We start from the raw sequence: 17,545 nt of genomic DNA on the forward strand, positions 1-17,545 counted from the left end.
TTATTTAGATGCTGCTATCGTTAATGCTTCTATAATGGCATTTGGTGCTAATGTCAATTTAAAATTATTGTCACCATAACCTCTTGCACCATGCATGGCTAAATCTGCTGCCTGCCTGAATATGGCATCAGAAACAGTTTTCCCTTTCAGAAATTCTTCTGCTTCAGTAAGTCGCCACGGCTTGTGCGCAACACCGCCCATCGCAAGCCTTACATCATTAATGGTATTGTTTTGGATGTCTAAGGCAGCCGCTACAGAAATTAAGGCAAAAGCATAACTGCTTCGGTCTCTCACTTTTAGATAATGAACATTTTTATTGAAATTATTATCCGGTATTTCAACCGAAGTAATGAGTTCTTTATTGTTAAGTATATTATCTTTTTCCGGTGTATTACCAGGAAGACGATGAAAATCAGTAAATTTAATTTCTCTTTTTCCTTTTGGGCTTTCTACCAAAACTGTTGCGTCCAAAGCTGCAAGTGCAATACACATATCGCTTGGGTGAACCGCAATACAACTATCGGAAGTACCAAAAATGGCATGCATTCTATTAAATCCGCCAATGGCCCCGCAACCACTTTTGGGAACACGTTTGTTGCAGGGCATATCGGTATTGTAAAAATAAGCACAACGGGTACGCTGCAGCATATTGCCGCCAACAGTAGCCATATGCCGGATTTGCTGTGACGCACCTGCCGCTAAAGCCAATGACAACAACGGATGATTTTCTTTTATGGAAGCATCTTCGGCAACCTGACTATTTTTTGCCAGCGCGCCAATAGATACTTTTCCTTTCAGAAATTCTATCTTTTTTAAATCTATTCCTGTAATATCAACCAGTTTATCAGGCGCTACTACATTCTTTTTCATGAGATCAACAAGATTAGTTCCTCCAGCAATAAACATAGCCGAAGATTCTTTATTTAGACCCGATATTGCTGAAGATGAAGACAATGCTTTAATTATTTGGAAATTTTTCATGACAGCTTCCCTCCTTCCTTCACTTCTGTAATGGCATCAACGATATTATGATATGCACCACATCTGCAGATATTTCCGCTCATATATTCCCTGATTTCTTCTCTGCTATTGGCATGCCCCTCTTTGATGCATGCAATTCCTGACATAATTTGTCCCGGAGTACAATATCCACATTGAAAACCGTCATTTTTTATAAAAGCTTCCTGCATCGGATGGAGTTTTTTTCCTTTGGATAAACCTTCGATTGTAGTGACTTGTGCATTTTGCTGCATGGATGCTAAAGACAAACAGGACAATATCCGCGTACCGTTGACATGAACCGTACAAGCTCCGCATTGACCGTGGTCACAACCTTTTTTTGTTCCGGTTAACTGTAAATTTTCCCTTAGCAAATCAAGCAAAGTTGTTCTTGGCTCAACGCTAAGATTATGTTTTGTGCCATTGACCTCAATCGACAGCGCAACAGTTTCAATATATTCGGCTATTTTCTCATCCCATTTTTTTTCTGAAGCCATTACCAATGTAGGCGGAGCCAAAGCAAAAGCCGTTAAAAGGCTGGATTTTTTTAAGAAGTCACGGCGGGACGAATTAGAATCGCCCTCTGATGCCTGATTGTCAATCTTGTTTCTGGCCATGCGTATTGATTTAAAATTAGGAAATAGCTTCGAATTCTAACAAATTTAAAAAATACTGACTGATAATGAGTTATAAAATTTTCACTAACTCTATTTTATTTTCATTTTAAATAAAAAGAAAACATTTGATTTACAAATTGTATTTTTACTGTACTAAGAATTAATTTATGTCTTCACAACCCATTTATCTTGACAACAATGCCACAACTCGTGTTGATAAACGTGTGCTTGATGTCATGATTCCGTATTTTACAGAAGCTTATGCGAATGCAGGAAGCAGTCATTTAGCAGGATTGACGATTAATGAAGCAGTAGAAAATGCGGCTTGGCAAACTGCTGGTTTAATTGGGGCAAAAGAAAACGAAATCACCTTCACTTCCGGAGCTACAGAAGCAATCAATTTAGCGGTTAAGGGTTTATCCAATCAAAATAAAAAACACATAGTAACTGTTGCTACTGAGCATAAAGCGGTTTTAAATACCTGCGAATTTATGAAGTCGTCAGGCTTTGATATTACCATTTTACCTGTTGCTCCTGATGGTACTTTAGATGCTAATCTTTTAAATGAAACCATTACAGATAAAACACTGGTTGTCATAATCATGCATACCAATAATGAAACCGGCGTCATACATGACATTGCAGCAATTTCAAAGATGACCCATGCCAAAAATTCGGTATTACTATGTGATGCAACTCAGGCAGTCGGGAAGATTCCTATTGATGTAAAAAAACTCGGAATTGATTTTTTAGCATTATCAGCCCATAAATTTCATGGTCCAAAAGGAGTCGGTGCCTTGTATGTTTCTGAAGATGTAAAGTCAAAATTAATTCCGCAAATTCATGGGGGTGGCCAACAACAAAAATTACGAAGCGGTACGCTAAATGTTCCGGGAATTATTGGAATGGGAAAAGCAAGTGAAACAGCTGCAGCAGAAATGGAAATCAATCAAAATAGAATTTCGCAATTACGAGACCAGTTAGAAAAAGGGTTGTTGGAGATTAAAGGTTCTTTTGTAAATGGGAGTATAAAAAACAGAATTTATAATACTACCAATATCTGTTTTCCGGGAGTTAGTTCTGAAAGGCTGATTCTTGCCCTGCAGCACATATCGGTTTCTAATGGTTCATCATGTTCAGCAGCTACTTCTGCGCCTTCGCATGTATTAAAAGTAATGGGATTATCTGATGTAAATGCGTTGAGTTCTGTACGCTTTAGCCTTAGTAAATTTAATACCGAAGCAGAAATAGAAGAAACGATTATGAGAATCAGAAACCTGGTTAAACAGCTTTCTTAGTTTTCTTTTATTACCTCAGGGTTTATAAATAAGCCTGTTGTAATCTTCCTGAGTATCAATATCAATGTTTCCTTTTTTAAATGGAACAGCAACTGTATCATTTAGGAATTTATTAATGATTTTTTTTGCACCTTCCTTTCCTTTTAAATGCAGGAGTTCTTTAAAATATTTTCTATCAAAAAGTACAGGGGTTCCTAAAGTTTCGGCATAAGCAGAGGCTACAATTCCTTTTTGTGTTTTATGATATTTTTCCAATAGACTTTCAAACACAGAATTTGAAATAAAAGGCTGATCACATACTGAAACAATACATTTTTCGGCATCTGGCAAAATTAAAAGCAAATCATTTATACCTTTTACAATGGAAGATGACATTCCGGATTCCCAATCAGCATTAAAACTTATTTTTATTTGAGTTGAATCTAATTGTTCTTCTATCAATTTACGATTAGAGCCTGTTACCAGAATAACCGCAGCATTTAGCACTAAGTTAGCTGCTGTAAGAGTGTTTTTTAAAAGATTGGTGTTGTTATAGGCAAGTAACTGTTTTGGTTCTCCTAATCTTGATGAACTACCAGCTGCTAAAATTATGATTCCAGTTTTATTTTTACTGTCCGTCATATCTTATACGATTTGGATATTACTGTGGATTTTATCCGTTTTGTATTTTAATGAAGTTCCGTTTTTTCCATTCATTACAGCTTTTATCTCAGCTACTATAGAAAGTGCAATTTCTTCTGAAGTTTCAGCTCCAATATCCAATCCGATTGGACCATAAATACGATTAAGCATCTTTGGATTCAATTCAATTCCTTTATTACTCAAATCATCAAACATGCGGTTTAATTTTGATTTTGGTCCCAGAATTCCAATATAACGGCAGCTGGTTTCTAAAAGTAATTGTAAAACAGCCAAATCATATTTATAATTGTGTGTCATCAAAACAAAAAAATTATGGTCATCAATGTTTTTATTAATTTCGAGAAAGTCCTCCGGTTTTGCCATACAAACATTTTTTGCGTCTGGAAATCTGTTTTTTACGGCATGAGTAGCACGACCATCAATTACGGTAACTTCCCATCCTAATAATGAAGCCATTTTTACAAGAGGCTGAACATCATTTCCTGCTCCGCCAATTACTAGAGAAACTGATGAAGGTACATACTCAATTAATATCTCATTCTGATTATCATCTTCCATTTTTTTTACAGCGGAAGCCTTGTATTTTATCACTTGTTTTATATCTGAATCCAGCCTCAAAGCAACCTCATCCTGATACAGAAAGGCTGAATTATCTCTGTAAAAAAACATGGTGCCCAGCTGTACTGCCTGCCGCTTCAGGGAAAAAACAGTTCCAATAACGGCTTCTTTCCTTTCCAATTCAAGTTGCTGTAAAAGATGCATTGGGTTATTTAAAACAGTGTCATCAATATATTCAAAAAGAATATGAACGATTCCATTACAACCTAATTGAAGTCCAATCTCTTTATCGTCATCATTGCTTGTATTATAGGTAATCAGCTTATTTTGCTGTTGATTGATCGACAAAAGAGCTTTTCGTAACGCATCACCTTCGAGACATCCACCGCTGATGGCACCAGTTAGAGAACCATCTTCAGTAACCAGCATTCTCGCACCGGGCTGGCGGTAAGAAGAACCTTCAACCTTAACGACGGTAGCTAAAGCTGTCTTTTTTCCAGAGTTTTTTGCTTCTGAATATGCTTTTAGAATTTCGCTGATTTCCTTCATTTATCTATAAGTTCTAAAACAAAAATAATTGTTTTATGGATGTGATCCTGCTGTTTTATTATACTTTTTGATCTATACTACCAAAAATTGATAATGGAACTCACAATATTATTTATCACTGACTTAGCATGAGGCTTTCAATTTTAGAATTTGAAATCTCAGGATTAGCTCCTGGTGATGCTGCAACTAAGGCTCCCACAGCACAGGCAAAATCAATAGCTTCCTGTGGTGTTTTATCTGTAAATAATGATGTAACCAGAGCTCCTAAAAAAGAATCTCCCGCTCCTACTGTATCTGCCACTTCAACAGGATAACCTTTGTTTTCATAGAATTTGCCTTCCCACAATAACAGCGCTCCGTCTTTACCTTTTGTCACACAAATGGATGCAATATTACATCTTTCTGCTATAAAAAGTATGTTCTTTTCTAAATCTGAAAATGGCGAATGCATGGATTTTGCAATTTCCAGTAATTCATCATCATTAAACTTAACAAAATCTGCTGTCTTCATTAATTTTTCCAGAATATCATAAGAATAATGTGGTGGTCTTAGATTAACGTCAAAAACCTTATACACATTTATTTTTAACAATTCTTCCAGCGAATTTCTTGATACTTCATCCCTGCAAACCAAACTTCCGTAGATTAAAATATCAGCATCTGTAACTAAATTTTTAGCCCAGTCATTCAATACAATTTTATCCCAGGCAGACGGATAATGTATGTCATAACTTGCAGATCCATGAATATCTAGTGTCACATTTACCAATCCGGTTGGAAAATCTTCTGTTTGCAAAATAGCATTTGTATCAAGTCCCATACTTTCAATATAGCTGATAATCGATTTTCCATCTTCATCTTTTCCTACACAACTTATTATGGCTACTTCACAACCTAACGTTTTCATGCGTAAAGCCACATTTAACGGTGCGCCGCCAATTTTTTTTTCGCTACCAAAAACATCCCAAAGTACTTCTCCGTAGGCAACTGCTTTAAGGTTTTTTACTTTATTCATATAGTATATTTATATTAATGTTTATTTTTTATAAGGAATCAAATCAATTTTACAATATTTAAAGCGGCGTTTTCTTGAGATATTCTTCAAATGATTTGTTGGGATCTGAAGTTGCATATTCGTTTTCCGGTTCAGGAATTACATGAATTTTTGAGTCTTTTAATGATACAATGGCAGAACAAACATAAATACCTATTTTTCCTTCGTTGTATTTAAAATCCAATAAGGTTAGCTTCACAACTTCATTAATAGAAAGCTCATAATAATTGCCGTAACGGATTATTTTAAAATAAATTTCCCTGTTATCCACTATTTCAAATTGATTGATCTGAATATTTTCAAAAATAAAATTATTCTTTACATCCTTTTCGTTGAATCCCCAGGCTCTAAACTGCACAAGACCATTAACAAAATCAACAGAAATATAATATGCTGTTCCTTCTTCATCACACTCAATTACAAAGCCTGTTTTACCCATTCCTTCAACGGCCAAAGTTCCTTCCCAAACAAAGTCCCTGGAAGGCTTTTCAAAACAAAAAACCTCATAACCGCTTCTGCATCCAAAACGCCATTTGTTTTCATTTTCTAAAATAAAATTAGCAGAGGGATTTCCTAAAATTGGTGCCGGAACGGGCAAATCTTTTTGAAGGATTGTTTTTTTATAAAGAGTTTTCCAGTGATGATATGTTTTTAATACCAGTCTGCCGGTACTGTCTACATCTAACTGTTTAGGAGGTGGAATTACGCGATGTGTATTCACGTTTCCTCCAATAAAGTAAAAATTATAAATTAGAAAATATTCTCCTTGTTTTACAATTCTGGCTGCGTAATTGCCCTGTGGCATAAGCACATTATTATGAAAAGCGTGGTATTCTCCCTTAAAATCCGGAGAGAACCAATACCGCACTTTTATATCTTCCCTGATTGAACCCAACAAATAATGCATTCCTTTGATTTCTATCACACAAGGGCATTCAACATCATCATATACATATGGAAAATGCAATGCTTTTTGAAGCACAAATCCATCAGCTTCCTTTTTAGCTACACCAATACAGCCTCTTCTGTAAGTAGGTCCTACTGCACTTCGGGCGCAAATAAGCAAATAATCTTCTCCTTCAAAATGATATTTATAAGGGTCTCTGAAACTTATCCATTGACGTGGGTTATTATCCGAACCTTCATAATACGGAGCGAGGCTTTTTAAAGGAAGTCCGTATTTATTTTCTTTTGTCCAGTGTATTAAATCCGGCGAAATAGCCCTTCCTATTTTTTGCAATATTCCTTTGTCTTTTCGCTTCAGTCCTGTATAATACATTTCGTAACCTTCTCCTTCAGAATTCTTACTCACATGCATTGTCCATAACATATCATCATCCCATTGTCCGGGATCACCAACCCACAATGCATTTTTTACCCTTTTCCATGAAAGTCCGTCTCTTGATACCGCATGAGCAATATAATCGTGATTGGGAATAATTAGATGAAACAAATGATGTATTCCGTTTTCATCAATAAAAACATCAACATCACCTATTTCCCAACTACTAAAACCTGAGCCTGAATACATATCAATTAATTATTTTATAATGTTTTAATCCCTCTATAATTCCGGCAGAGGCTGAATCTTTCGCTACAAAAATATTCTTTGTTGTTTTATAATGATTTAATTCATCACTTCGGTTGCCCACTATAATTCCTTTAATTGCTCCTCTGAACATATCAATATCATTTCCTGAATCACCTGCAGCAATTACATTTGAAAGGGGAATTGCCCATTTACGGCATAAAAATTTTATTGCATTTCCTTTAGAAGCTCTCTTCGGAATAATATCAAGGAACTGACCGTGACTCGGAATGATATTTATTTTGTACCATCCTTTTCCTAAAGCCTTCGCCAGCTGTTCATAATTATATTTTCCCTTATCATAATAATAAGAAATTTTAAAAGGATTTTGTGCTTCTTCTTCCTGTAATTTAATCCATGAAATCGATTTTAAGCGGTTTTCTATATCATCCCTTTTCCATCGGCCTGATAGAAATGTAGCCCAGCCTTTATCTAAAACATAATCTTTTCCATTGGTGTAATAAATTTCAGTTCCAACAGAGCAAATAATAAAATCCGGCAAAGGAAACTGCTCCTGTTCAATGATTTGTTTAACCAGATCTAAATTTCTTCCTGAAGCCATTGCAAAAGCCATTTTATCGGTAAGGTTAACCAAATGTGCTTTTAATTCCTGCAAACCGGGGTTATTTAATTTCGGTTCAATTAGAGTGCCATCAATATCAGATACAAGAAGGTTTTCTACTTTTCTTTTTAATCGGTCAATATTGATATTGGGATAGTGCTGATTTTTTATACCTGAACCGGATGAAAGGGATAAATTTTCTTTGATCAATTCTACGTACTGGTTAACATGAGCGAGCCAGCTGTAATGTTTCTGAATATTAATAGCTCCATTATTAGAATAATAACGCCACTTATTTTCATCTGTCAGAATATTTCGCAGTGCATTTTTAATTTGATTTTCATCCTGAGGATCTACCAGTTCACCATTTTGGCAGGTAGGAATAACTTCTGATGGCCCGCCATTTTTTGTAACCACCACCGGCAAACCGGAACTGGCTGATTCAATAACCGTTAATCCAAAATTTTCATGAAGGGCTAAATTTACAAATACACCCCTTTTCTCTGCAGCATAACGGTAAATAATAGAAACTTCATTTTCTACATCATGTTTTTTGGGAATAGCCATTTTTCCGTACAGATCGTATTTATCCATCAATAGTAACAAATCTGTTAAAACATCTTTTTCTGATTCTGGCATTTTCGAAATATCTCTTCGAATTCCTGCAAAAATAACGAGATTGGCTATGCTTTGGAGTTCTTTATCTTTTCCATAAACTTCTATGAGTGTATGAAGGTTTTTATGACGGTCAGGTCTCGAAAGAGCTAATATGAATGGCTTATGGGGATTTATTAAAAACTTAGAAATGGTTTCGGCAACCCAGTATTTCCTCTGTTCCTCTTCCATTTGTCTGTTTGAATCCTGTTCAACATGATAATAGGGAACAAACTTTCTGGTATCAATTCCGGGAGAAATGGCATGATACTTACCCAAAGCAAAATTTTTATAAGGTCTGTAAGTTTCAATCTCCTGCTCTGTAGAAGTAACAATAAATTCTGAAAGTTCTAAGGTTTTCTCTTCAGCGGCAATTCTTTGCTTAAACTTAAATTTCTTTTCAAGTTCTTCATCAGTCATACCGCCTTCTATCAATTTTTTTTTCTTGTAATAACCCAGGGAATGTCCGGTATGAGCAAATGGAATATTCAGAATGGCCGATAATTCTGCAGCTGCGTAACCTGCGTCTCCATAGTGAGAATGAATCCAGTTCGGAAAAATGTTATAAAACTTGATATGCTGAACAACGCCATTAACAAAAGTATCAAGACCTTCCCACAACTGTTCTTTTGGCTTATATTTTTTTCCAAGAAAAGAAATTCTTCTAATAGTAAATTTTTCGTTAACGACTTCAACAGGCACTGCATATTCTGATGAAAGATGCGAATCATCAATTAATCTCGTAAATAAATCGACATGTTCTACATCATCATGCTGTGCTAAAAATTCAGCAAGTTCATAAACATATTTAGTTTGACCACCATTATCAGCATCCCGGCCAATTTCAAGACCTGAACCTTTTATAAGTCCGTGAATGTTGATCAACGATATTCGTAATTTTATCATTTTGCTGTTTATTTGATTTTTTAAGGTACAAAAATTACCCGGATTAGCTTTAATAATAACAAAAACAGATTGATTTTTAACACAAAAGTGTTAAAAATCAATTACATTTTACTTTTTTGAAAGAAGCAGATATACATAGAAAAACCTGAAATGATACTCATTTCAGGCATTTATTTAAATGAAACTATTTTTTGCAGTAGCTATTTACCGCCTTTACTATCCTGTGGATTTTTATTTTGGGAAGTATTATTTTCCTTTGTAGTTTTTTCTGAAGGTCCTGAGTCAGTAGCACCGTCATTAGCACTTTCACCAGGACCACTCCCCTGTCCTGTTCCTCCGTCATCCATTCCTGAGGAACCTTTGTCGCTTTTATTGGTTGTACTAAAACCACTAATCCCAGTAGTGTCAGTTACTGTGGTTAGAGTATCATCCGCGGGATATTGTAAGGTTTCAATTTGATCACTGTAACCGTCTTTATTGTCTTTACAGGAAAATAAAATTCCCGTTAAAGCAAAAACTAAAATTATTTTTGATTTATATAGCGTTTTCATAATAGTGTTCCTTTTTGTTACTAATACTTCAAATTTAAAAGGAGGAATCAAAATTCTCCTTACATAATTATTTTTTTATTTTATACATATTTCCCCTTATCTACTTTAAAATATTTCATATATACGGAGTTAATAAAATACTAATTCCTAAAACCAAATAAACTTATTCGTTTTAACTTTACTATTTTTATCTTAGTAAAAATAAGCCTTAGAAAGACTACCTATAGTTAAATTATAAAATCTATGAAAAACATTATTGATATTCTTAACCTGCATGATGGGGAAGATGACAGGGAAAAAACAATAGAAAATGTAAAAAAAAATATCGAATTTAAAGGTGCAAATCTTTGGATACTTGCTTGTGCTATACTTGTTGCTTCTGTAGGGTTAAATGTTAACTCAACAGCTGTAATTATTGGTGCTATGCTTATATCACCACTTATGGGACCTATTGTCGGAGCTGGTTTTGCACTTGGAATTTATGACTTTTTGCTTCTGAAAAAGTCACTTATAAATTTACTCAATGCAACTTTAGTAAGCCTGACAGTGTCTACACTTTATTTTTATCTCAGCCCCTTTAAAGATGTGCAGTCTGAATTGCTTGCCAGAACATCCCCAAATATTTATGATATACTAATTGCTTTTTTTGGCGGTGTTGTTGGAGTTATTGCTGTAACACGTTCAGAAAAAGGCAACCCTATTCCGGGAGTTGCCATTGCAACAGCTTTAATGCCGCCTTTATGTACTGCGGGATATGGAATTGCAACTGCACAATGGGCATTCTTTTTGGGAGCTTTTTATCTTTACTGTATAAATTGCGTATTTATTGGTATTGCCACATTTTTAATTATTAAATATCTTAATTACCCTGCAGCAAAACAAATTAATGACAAAATACAAGGACGGGTAAAATTTATTATTGCTTGTTTGATACTTATAATGCTTATTCCAAGTAGTTATTTGGCATATTCCTTATATAGGGAACAACAGTTTAAAAAAAATATTAATCTTTTTATAGAAAATGAATTTACCTTTAAAGGATATACAGTAGTGTACAAAAAAACAGATTTTAATTCAAAAAAGAAAAATCTGGAATTGGCTTTTTTATCTAAAAGATTTGATTCTACTGAACTATCAATTCTGAGAGAAAAAATCAAACTGAATAAATATTTAAAAGGTACCACACTTCTTATTCGACAAGACAGTACAGATCGATTTAATACACTCAAAGGTGATATATTAAATCAGATTAAGAGTAGTGAAAACGAGATGAACAACAAGGATATCAAGATAATGCAACTCGAAAAGGAATTGACACAAAACAAATTTGATAATAAGAAGCTATTAAAAGAAACCAGAATATTGTTCCCTGAAATTAACTCATTATCAGTAATAAAAAGTACGCTTGTAACACAGAAAGACAGCTCGATCACTATAACAGCAGTTATTTACGACGATAATAAGAATATCAGTACTTCTGATAAGGAGCGATTCAGAAATTGGCTAAATGAAAGGCTGGCAGTTAAAGATGTGGAACTATTCAAAAAACAATAGCAATCGTTATTTCTGAATTTGCTGTTTCTTATTATACAATCTTAAAAGAAGAAAACCTGAAATTCCCGCAAGTGCAGAAGCTATAAGTATGGCGAACTTGGCTTCGTTTTGATATTCGGGAGTTTGAAATGAAAGCAAGGCAATAAAAATAGACATGGTAAAACCAATACCTCCCAAAAGACCTAGTCCTAAAACGTGAGGCCATTTGGTTTCCTCGGGAAGCTGTGCTATATTTAATTTTACTGACAGCCAGGACATAAAAAATATTCCAATAGGTTTTCCTAAAAACAATCCCAAAACAATTCCAAAACCAAGATTACTGGCAAGTCCTTCTACCATACCTGATTCAAAAGTAATGTTTGTATTGGCAATCGCAAATAGCGGCATGATGATAAAATTTACAGGTTTTGTCAATGCATGTTCCAGTTTTTCGAGAGGCGATTCTGTATCATCTTCATTGGTTGGTAATGTTAAAGCAACCAATACCCCGGCTATGGTAGCATGTATACCTGAATGATGAATAAAATACCAAATGAATACTCCGGGAATTAAATAGAGAAAAATATTTTTAACTCCAATTCGGTTAAAAATAATAAGTAAAGCAAATAGGGCTCCTGCATAACCCAGATAGATAAAATTAAGAGCTGATGAATAAAATATAGCGATAATCAAAATTGCAATCAGATCATCTACAATTGCCAAAGCGGCAAGAAATATTTTAAGCCCTGATGGGACTTTATTTCCTAAAAGAGATAAAATTCCAAGAGCGAAAGCAATATCGGTTGCCATGGGTATTCCCCAGCCTTTTGCTGTATTTTCATCAGAACTATTAAATAAAGCATATAGTAATGCAGGAACCAGCACTCCTCCTAATGCTGCGAGAACTGGCAAAGATGCCTGACGCAATGATGAAAGTTCCCCTTCTACTATCTCTCTTTTAATTTCCAGACCGACCAGTAAAAAAAACACGGCCATTAGTCCGTCATTTATCCATAATAATACCGGATAACGTAAGTGTATTGCATGGGTATTAAAACCGAATTCCAGATTGAGAAGATCCTGAAAATTACTTGCCCAGCCTGAATTTGCAATTAAAAGTGAGATTGCAACACAAATTAACAAAATAATTCCTCCGGCAGAAGAAGACTGAAAAAAACGGTTAAAAATATGGAGATTGATCAATTTAGTCATAATACAAATTTAATATAACCAATCTAAAAATGCAATTAACCTGACTTTTATTTGAACTTTTAATTCGCTCTATCCTTTAAGCATTCTGCCTGTACCAGCAATCGTGTAAAACTAATTAAACTCTGACTATTAAAATGGAATGCTAACCATTATAGAAGTGTATCCAAAGGATCACATGGAAAATAAATTGTTATCTTAGTCCCTTCTCCTAATTTTCCCTCCGCATGAATAGTTCCTCCTATTGTTTGCATAATCTTTTTGCATACTGCCAATCCTACTCCAGATCCTGTATATTTTTCCTGATTATGCAACCTGCCAAAAACCTTAAAAATTGTTTCTGCATATTGCTGTTCAAAACCAATTCCATTATCTGAAAAACAAACCCAATTGCAGTAAATTTTATCCGAATAAGCAACTAATCCTGGTTCTTTGGAAGCCGTAATCCTGATAACAGTCTGCCTGTCAGGCGAAGTAAACTTTAATGAATTCTGCAGTATGTTAGAAAACAATTGTTTCATTAAAAAACTAATAGCGTGAACTTCAGGAAGGTTTTCATATTCAATAACTGCTTTACTCTCAGAAATAGCTTCTTCTATTTCTAACATTGTTGCTTCTAAAATAGAGTTCATATCAATTTTTTGTAAAGCCTCCCTGGTATATTTTATTCTTGAAAACTTAAGAATATCATCCAGTAAGATCCTCATTGTGCTGGCAGACTTTGATATACGCTGCAAAGAATTAGAAACAGACTCTAATTCTATAACCCTTGGCTCGGCTAACATTTTTGATGTAAATAATTGAATTTTTCGGAGTGGCTCCTGCAAATCATGCGTACTGATCCAATTGAGATTTTCAAGTTCAGAATTGGTTTCCCTTAATATTTCGGTTTGGGTACGGTATTTTTCTTCTTCTTCACTCAGCATAATCATTATGAGCTGATTGTGCAGGGCATGAGCATATTGAAGTGTGCTATTAATTTCATATGGCCGCCAGGGGCTGCTTTGGTTTTTTATAATCTGTTTCCAAATATTGAATGAATTTCTTGGATGCAGACCATTATTGTCTTTAACAATGGCTTTTTCAGGATCGCCTCCCCAGTTAATTTCAGTTATTGTTTCTGGCCTGTACCAAATTATATGGTCATCACTGCCTAACGAATGGTAAATAATACCTGCGAAATCAGAAAATTCTCCAAATTCCGGAAAATAATCATTGAGCTTATTTGTGGTAAATACCGTATTCGGTATTTTATTGTTAATCGCTTCAATTAATACTCTGATTTGCTGGTCTGAGGGCGTCAGGCCATTTTTGTAAATCTTTCTCCGCGTTAGTATTGAAACTCCGGTTGCATTGCAGATATTTAGTAATTGTGGGGCATTAATAATTGTTTCTATCGAATCCTGTAATAATGGAAGATCGAGACCTGTTAATTGCTCGAGTGCTATAGATGCTTTTTGTGCGTTTACATTTTCATCATTTGATTGTCGAATGTCAATCTGAGACGTTATAAACTGTCCCTGAAGCTTTGCAGCTAATCGTATTTCTGGTGAAATATTCTTTTTAGAATAATGATGACAAGCGATTAAACCCCATAATCTGCCATGATGAATCAGTGAAATTGTAAGCGTTGCACCAACACCCATGTTTTTTAAATATTCTACGTGAATGGGTGATGTACTTCTTAAAATAGAAAGACTTAAATCGAGGGTTTTATTTTCTTTGTCATCAACAGTAAAAATGGGAACCGGCTCATAATCCATATCCACAATCAGCCTAAGCTGGTTTTTAATATATAATTCTCTTGCCTGTGCCGGAATATCAGTATGGGGATAGTGCAATCCTAAAAAAGGCTCCAGATCTTCCCTACAGTTTTCTGCAAACACTTCTCCATTGTATTGTTCATCAAAACGATAAATCATTACACGATCATATCCTGTTATTTCACGAGTCCCTTCTGCAACAAGGGCACACAAATCTTTTAGTGATTTTGTATTGTTCATTTGAGAGACAAACTGAATGGTCTGCGTATAAACATCAACAAGCTTTTCCTTGTTGGTAAACAGTGGCTCTGCTTCTAAAACATAAATATCGAAACTCTTATGAATACTGATTTGAAATGATTTTTCCAACAGATTAATTTCAAGCGGAAAAACATTCTGAATTGTATCTTCATTAAGATAATCCAAAATCTTTTTTTCAGCATCTGACCCAAAAACATCAGCTAAATTCTTTCCAAGTACCTCATCATAAGATAAATTGACAAACGAGCTAATATTATTTGTACAATAATCTATTTTCAGTCCTGATGTGAGTCCAATCAAAAAACCATGCTGTTGTATTTTGCCCGGTATGTGTATGGGTTCATGCTCACAATTGGATAATGTAACGATGTCACGATTGACTATATCTTTAATCTTCATTTTTTTTCCTGACTCCTAAAATGGTTATAAATACTTTCAAAAGCATATACTGCTCCTTCTATAATTGTGTCACCACATTTATAATTTTGTTCATATTCTACAAGTAAGTTTAGAAAAGATTTCCAATAACTTCCTGTTTTTTCACCATACCCATTAAAATAAGATATTCCGTGCCCATTGTCCAGCCCGGGAATTGTAGTGATATTTTTTACTATAAATCTTCCTCCCAGACTTGAACCTTCAATTACGTATAATATTCCAAGAGCAAAAGGCACTGAGATTTGTGTAGCATCAAAGACAACTTTTGAATTAGGTTTACTGTGATTAAGAAAGAAAAAATCGTTTTCGATGAGATGGCTTTTTTTTCTTTTTTCCAAATCATCTATAGTAGCGGAAAGCAAAGAAAAAATAACCTCTTCAGTATTTTTGTGAACATCATGCATCACACTTAAATAATGCACATAATCCTGTATTTTCATTTCCGGAGAAAGGATTGAGCCTGAAATTGATAAATTTTCTAATTTTTTGTGTGAATTTATAGTTTGAGATTTTATATCATTAAGGAAATTAGAAGATATAAGGGAAGTGCATTTTATAGTCATTATGAAATAATATAGCTTTAGTAAAGAATGTATAGCAACTCTTTAAAGCAAATTTAAAAAAAAACATCTCTACCCTTTATAATTCGTTGTTAATTAATTGAATTAGTAAAAATACAGGTATTTTTTGTTTAACTTTTCTAAAAAAAAATTGAACAAGATAAAATTTTATTTATATTAGCTTAAATTTAATTATTATTTTTAAGGACAGCTTACAAAGGAATTGTGAAACAATTCAGCCAAGTAATATAACATTAATAATTTTAAACTCAATAACTTCGAAAAAAAATACCACCATGTATCCAGAAACAGGGATCTTTAAAGATATAGTTGATAATACCCCTTTATCAATAGCAATATATACAGGAAGTGATCTAAAAATAGAATTCGCTAATCCTGCCATGATTCAGGCTTGGGGAAAAGGTGATCAGGTAATTGGCCAAAATTATTTGGATGTTCTTCCCGAAAGCAAAGAAGAGCTTTTTTTTGAACAGGCAACTACTGTACTAAAAACGGGAGTTCCTTTTTACGAAAAAAATAAAAAAGTAGATTTGATAATTAATGGAATTATAAAATCACATTATTTTAATTATAGTTTCCTTCCACTCTTTGACTCAGAAGGAAATACCTATGCAGTAATGAATACTGGTGTAGATGTAACTGAGTTGTATATTGCAAAACAACAGACACAAAGTACTGAAGAAAGACTTAGACTAGCTATTGAATCAGCTGGTATGGGAACATACGAAATAAACCTTTCAACCAGAGAAATCAAAACATGTGGGAATTTTAAGGATATACTTTGTGTTGAAAGTGCAATACTTGTTGACGAATTACTATCAAAATTACATCCTGATGATTTACCTGTTCGTGAAAAAGCACATATTGAGGCTGAAAAAACGGGCCAGATATCTTATGAAGCAAGGATACTCAAAGAAGATAATTCTACAAAATGGATTAAAATTAATGGTAAAATAATTCGCGATGAAGACAATAATCCAATAACCATTATTGGAACTATTCAGGATATCAATGAGCATAGGGAATTTCAGGAAGAATTAAAAAAACAAGTTGATTTAAACACTGAACAGCTGAGACGGTCTAATGATGACCTTCTGCATTTTGCAAATATAGTAAGTCATGATCTGAGGGAGCCGGTTCGAAAAATTAAAATTTTCAATGGTTTAATCAGAAATGAAAAAGAAACGAACTTTAATGAAAATTCAATAAAATATCTTCAAAAAATAGACCAGTCTACCCAAAGGATGCAAAATATTATTGAAGGTGTTTTAGCTTATTCCACACTGGACAAAAACAAACAGCCAATTGAAGAAATTGATCTTAATGAGATTTTTGAAAATATAAAGACAGATCTGGAACTTATTATAAAAGAAAAAGATGCCATATTGATAAGTTGTGAACTTCCTGTAATACAAGGAGCTTCAATTCTTATTTTTATAATCTAATACAAAATGCTCTTAAGTTCTCCAAGGTTGATTTACCACCCAGAGTAATAATAACGAGCTGTAATTTAAATATTGAAGGTATTGAATATATACAAGTCACAATTGAAGACAATGGCATAGGAATAGACGCGGCTTTTGCAGAAAGAATCTTCACTGCTTTTGAAAGACTTCATTCTAAAGATCAGTATGAAGGAAATGGACTTGGACTTTCTCTTTGCAGAAAAATAGCCAAAAGACACAATGGAACAATAACTGCAAAAGCGGAAAGAGATAATGGTGCTGAATTTGTAGTCACACTTCCATTAAAACAAAATGAGGAATCAATTTAAAACCTGTT

General features: G+C 34.1%; 15 protein-coding genes. 4 read left to right on the forward strand and 11 right to left on the reverse strand.

Annotated features, from left to right (window positions below):
* Together ABI657_RS00410 and ABI657_RS00415 are read right to left on the reverse strand one after the other, a co-directional pair.
* Positions 1 to 981 carry a xanthine dehydrogenase family protein subunit M gene (locus tag ABI657_RS00410; protein ID WP_348095252.1) on the reverse strand — a complete coding sequence of 327 codons (981 nt, stop codon included), beginning with the start codon at positions 979 to 981 and terminating at the stop codon, positions 1 to 3.
* Positions 978 to 1,616 carry a 2Fe-2S iron-sulfur cluster-binding protein gene (locus tag ABI657_RS00415; RefSeq protein ID WP_348095253.1) on the reverse strand — a complete coding sequence of 213 codons (639 nt, stop codon included), beginning with the start codon at positions 1,614 to 1,616 and terminating at the stop codon, positions 978 to 980. Before ABI657_RS00415 ends, ABI657_RS00410 begins: the two co-directional genes overlap by 4 nt.
* A gap of 167 nt (positions 1,617 to 1,783) precedes the next feature.
* Here ABI657_RS00415 and ABI657_RS00420 point away from each other — a divergent pair, with 167 nt between their 5' ends.
* Entirely contained in the window at positions 1,784 to 2,914 is a 1,131-nt protein-coding gene (locus ABI657_RS00420) for a cysteine desulfurase family protein (protein ID WP_348095254.1), read from the forward strand.
* Between the two features lie 15 nt (positions 2,915 to 2,929).
* Here the strand turns inward: ABI657_RS00420 and ABI657_RS00425 are convergent, their stop codons facing one another.
* The 6 genes from ABI657_RS00425 to ABI657_RS00450 form a co-directional block, all read right to left on the reverse strand.
* Positions 2,930 to 3,535 (reverse strand): nucleotidyltransferase family protein, encoded by a 606-nt coding sequence (locus ABI657_RS00425; protein ID WP_348095255.1) that lies wholly within the window; start codon positions 3,533 to 3,535, stop codon positions 2,930 to 2,932.
* A 3-nt stretch (positions 3,536 to 3,538) separates the two neighbouring features.
* Positions 3,539 to 4,663, reverse strand: a complete 1,125-nt coding sequence (locus ABI657_RS00430; protein ID WP_348095256.1) for an XdhC family protein — start codon at positions 4,661 to 4,663, stop codon at positions 3,539 to 3,541.
* A gap of 115 nt (positions 4,664 to 4,778) precedes the next feature.
* Positions 4,779 to 5,678 carry a carbohydrate kinase gene (locus tag ABI657_RS00435; protein WP_348095257.1) on the reverse strand — a complete coding sequence of 300 codons (900 nt, stop codon included), beginning with the start codon at positions 5,676 to 5,678 and terminating at the stop codon, positions 4,779 to 4,781.
* A 58-nt stretch (positions 5,679 to 5,736) separates the two neighbouring features.
* Positions 5,737 to 7,248, reverse strand: a complete 1,512-nt coding sequence (locus tag ABI657_RS00440; RefSeq protein WP_348095258.1) for a glycosyl hydrolase family 32 — start codon at positions 7,246 to 7,248, stop codon at positions 5,737 to 5,739.
* A gap of 1 nt (position 7,249) precedes the next feature.
* Positions 7,250 to 9,427 (reverse strand): HAD-IIB family hydrolase, encoded by a 2,178-nt coding sequence (locus tag ABI657_RS00445; RefSeq protein WP_348095259.1) that lies wholly within the window; start codon positions 9,425 to 9,427, stop codon positions 7,250 to 7,252.
* A 200-nt stretch (positions 9,428 to 9,627) separates the two neighbouring features.
* A complete protein-coding gene (locus ABI657_RS00450) occupies positions 9,628 to 9,978 on the reverse strand; it encodes a hypothetical protein (protein ID WP_348095260.1) in 351 nt (116 codons plus the stop codon).
* 243 nt (positions 9,979 to 10,221) lie between these two features.
* Between ABI657_RS00450 and ABI657_RS00455 the strand changes: the two genes are divergently transcribed.
* Positions 10,222 to 11,532, forward strand: a complete 1,311-nt coding sequence (locus tag ABI657_RS00455; RefSeq protein WP_348095261.1) for a DUF389 domain-containing protein — start codon at positions 10,222 to 10,224, stop codon at positions 11,530 to 11,532.
* A gap of 6 nt (positions 11,533 to 11,538) precedes the next feature.
* Here ABI657_RS00455 and nhaA read toward each other — a convergent pair whose 3' ends face one another.
* The 3 genes from nhaA to ABI657_RS00470 form a co-directional block, all read right to left on the reverse strand.
* Positions 11,539 to 12,723, reverse strand: a complete 1,185-nt coding sequence (nhaA, locus tag ABI657_RS00460; RefSeq protein WP_348095262.1) for a Na+/H+ antiporter NhaA — start codon at positions 12,721 to 12,723, stop codon at positions 11,539 to 11,541.
* A gap of 149 nt (positions 12,724 to 12,872) precedes the next feature.
* Positions 12,873 to 15,143, reverse strand: a complete 2,271-nt coding sequence (locus tag ABI657_RS00465) for an ATP-binding protein (RefSeq protein ID WP_348095263.1) — start codon at positions 15,141 to 15,143, stop codon at positions 12,873 to 12,875.
* The gene (locus ABI657_RS00470; RefSeq protein ID WP_348095264.1) at positions 15,140 to 15,745 is read right to left on the reverse strand and encodes a biliverdin-producing heme oxygenase; all 606 of its coding nucleotides are present in this window, start codon (positions 15,743 to 15,745) and stop codon (positions 15,140 to 15,142) included. The genes ABI657_RS00465 and ABI657_RS00470 overlap by 4 nt, the downstream gene beginning before the upstream one ends.
* Positions 15,746 to 16,038: 293 nt before the next feature.
* Between ABI657_RS00470 and ABI657_RS00475 the strand changes: the two genes are divergently transcribed.
* Entirely contained in the window at positions 16,039 to 17,208 is a 1,170-nt protein-coding gene (locus ABI657_RS00475) for a PAS domain S-box protein (protein WP_348095265.1), read from the forward strand.
* Positions 17,208 to 17,537, forward strand: coding sequence for an ATP-binding protein (locus ABI657_RS00480; RefSeq protein ID WP_348095316.1), 330 nt, complete (start codon positions 17,208 to 17,210; stop codon positions 17,535 to 17,537). Before ABI657_RS00475 ends, ABI657_RS00480 begins: the two co-directional genes overlap by 1 nt.
* The last annotated feature ends 8 nt before the right edge of the window (positions 17,538 to 17,545 follow it).

The sequence above is a fragment of the Flavobacterium sp. genome (genome assembly GCF_039930565.1).
Classification (GTDB): Bacteria; Bacteroidota; Bacteroidia; order Flavobacteriales; family Flavobacteriaceae; genus Flavobacterium.

Excerpts from the sequence above, each read along its gene's own strand:
- ABI657_RS00410 (WP_348095252.1), bottom strand. The coding sequence starts at position 981 with ATGAAAAATTTCCAAATAATTAAAGCATTGTCTTCATCTTCAGCAATA.
- ABI657_RS00415 (WP_348095253.1), bottom strand. The coding sequence starts at position 1,616 with ATGGCCAGAAACAAGATTGACAATCAGGCATCAGAGGGCGATTCTAAT.
- ABI657_RS00420 (WP_348095254.1), top strand. The coding sequence starts at position 1,784 with ATGTCTTCACAACCCATTTATCTTGACAACAATGCCACAACTCGTGTT.
- ABI657_RS00425 (WP_348095255.1), bottom strand. The coding sequence starts at position 3,535 with ATGACGGACAGTAAAAATAAAACTGGAATCATAATTTTAGCAGCTGGT.
- ABI657_RS00430 (WP_348095256.1), bottom strand. The coding sequence starts at position 4,663 with ATGAAGGAAATCAGCGAAATTCTAAAAGCATATTCAGAAGCAAAAAAC.
- ABI657_RS00435 (WP_348095257.1), bottom strand. The coding sequence starts at position 5,678 with ATGAATAAAGTAAAAAACCTTAAAGCAGTTGCCTACGGAGAAGTACTT.
- ABI657_RS00440 (WP_348095258.1), bottom strand. The coding sequence starts at position 7,248 with ATGTATTCAGGCTCAGGTTTTAGTAGTTGGGAAATAGGTGATGTTGAT.
- ABI657_RS00445 (WP_348095259.1), bottom strand. The coding sequence starts at position 9,427 with ATGATAAAATTACGAATATCGTTGATCAACATTCACGGACTTATAAAA.
- ABI657_RS00450 (WP_348095260.1), bottom strand. The coding sequence starts at position 9,978 with ATGAAAACGCTATATAAATCAAAAATAATTTTAGTTTTTGCTTTAACG.
- ABI657_RS00455 (WP_348095261.1), top strand. The coding sequence starts at position 10,222 with ATGAAAAACATTATTGATATTCTTAACCTGCATGATGGGGAAGATGAC.
- nhaA (WP_348095262.1), bottom strand. The coding sequence starts at position 12,723 with ATGACTAAATTGATCAATCTCCATATTTTTAACCGTTTTTTTCAGTCT.
- ABI657_RS00465 (WP_348095263.1), bottom strand. The coding sequence starts at position 15,143 with ATGAAGATTAAAGATATAGTCAATCGTGACATCGTTACATTATCCAAT.
- ABI657_RS00470 (WP_348095264.1), bottom strand. The coding sequence starts at position 15,745 with ATGACTATAAAATGCACTTCCCTTATATCTTCTAATTTCCTTAATGAT.
- ABI657_RS00475 (WP_348095265.1), top strand. The coding sequence starts at position 16,039 with ATGTATCCAGAAACAGGGATCTTTAAAGATATAGTTGATAATACCCCT.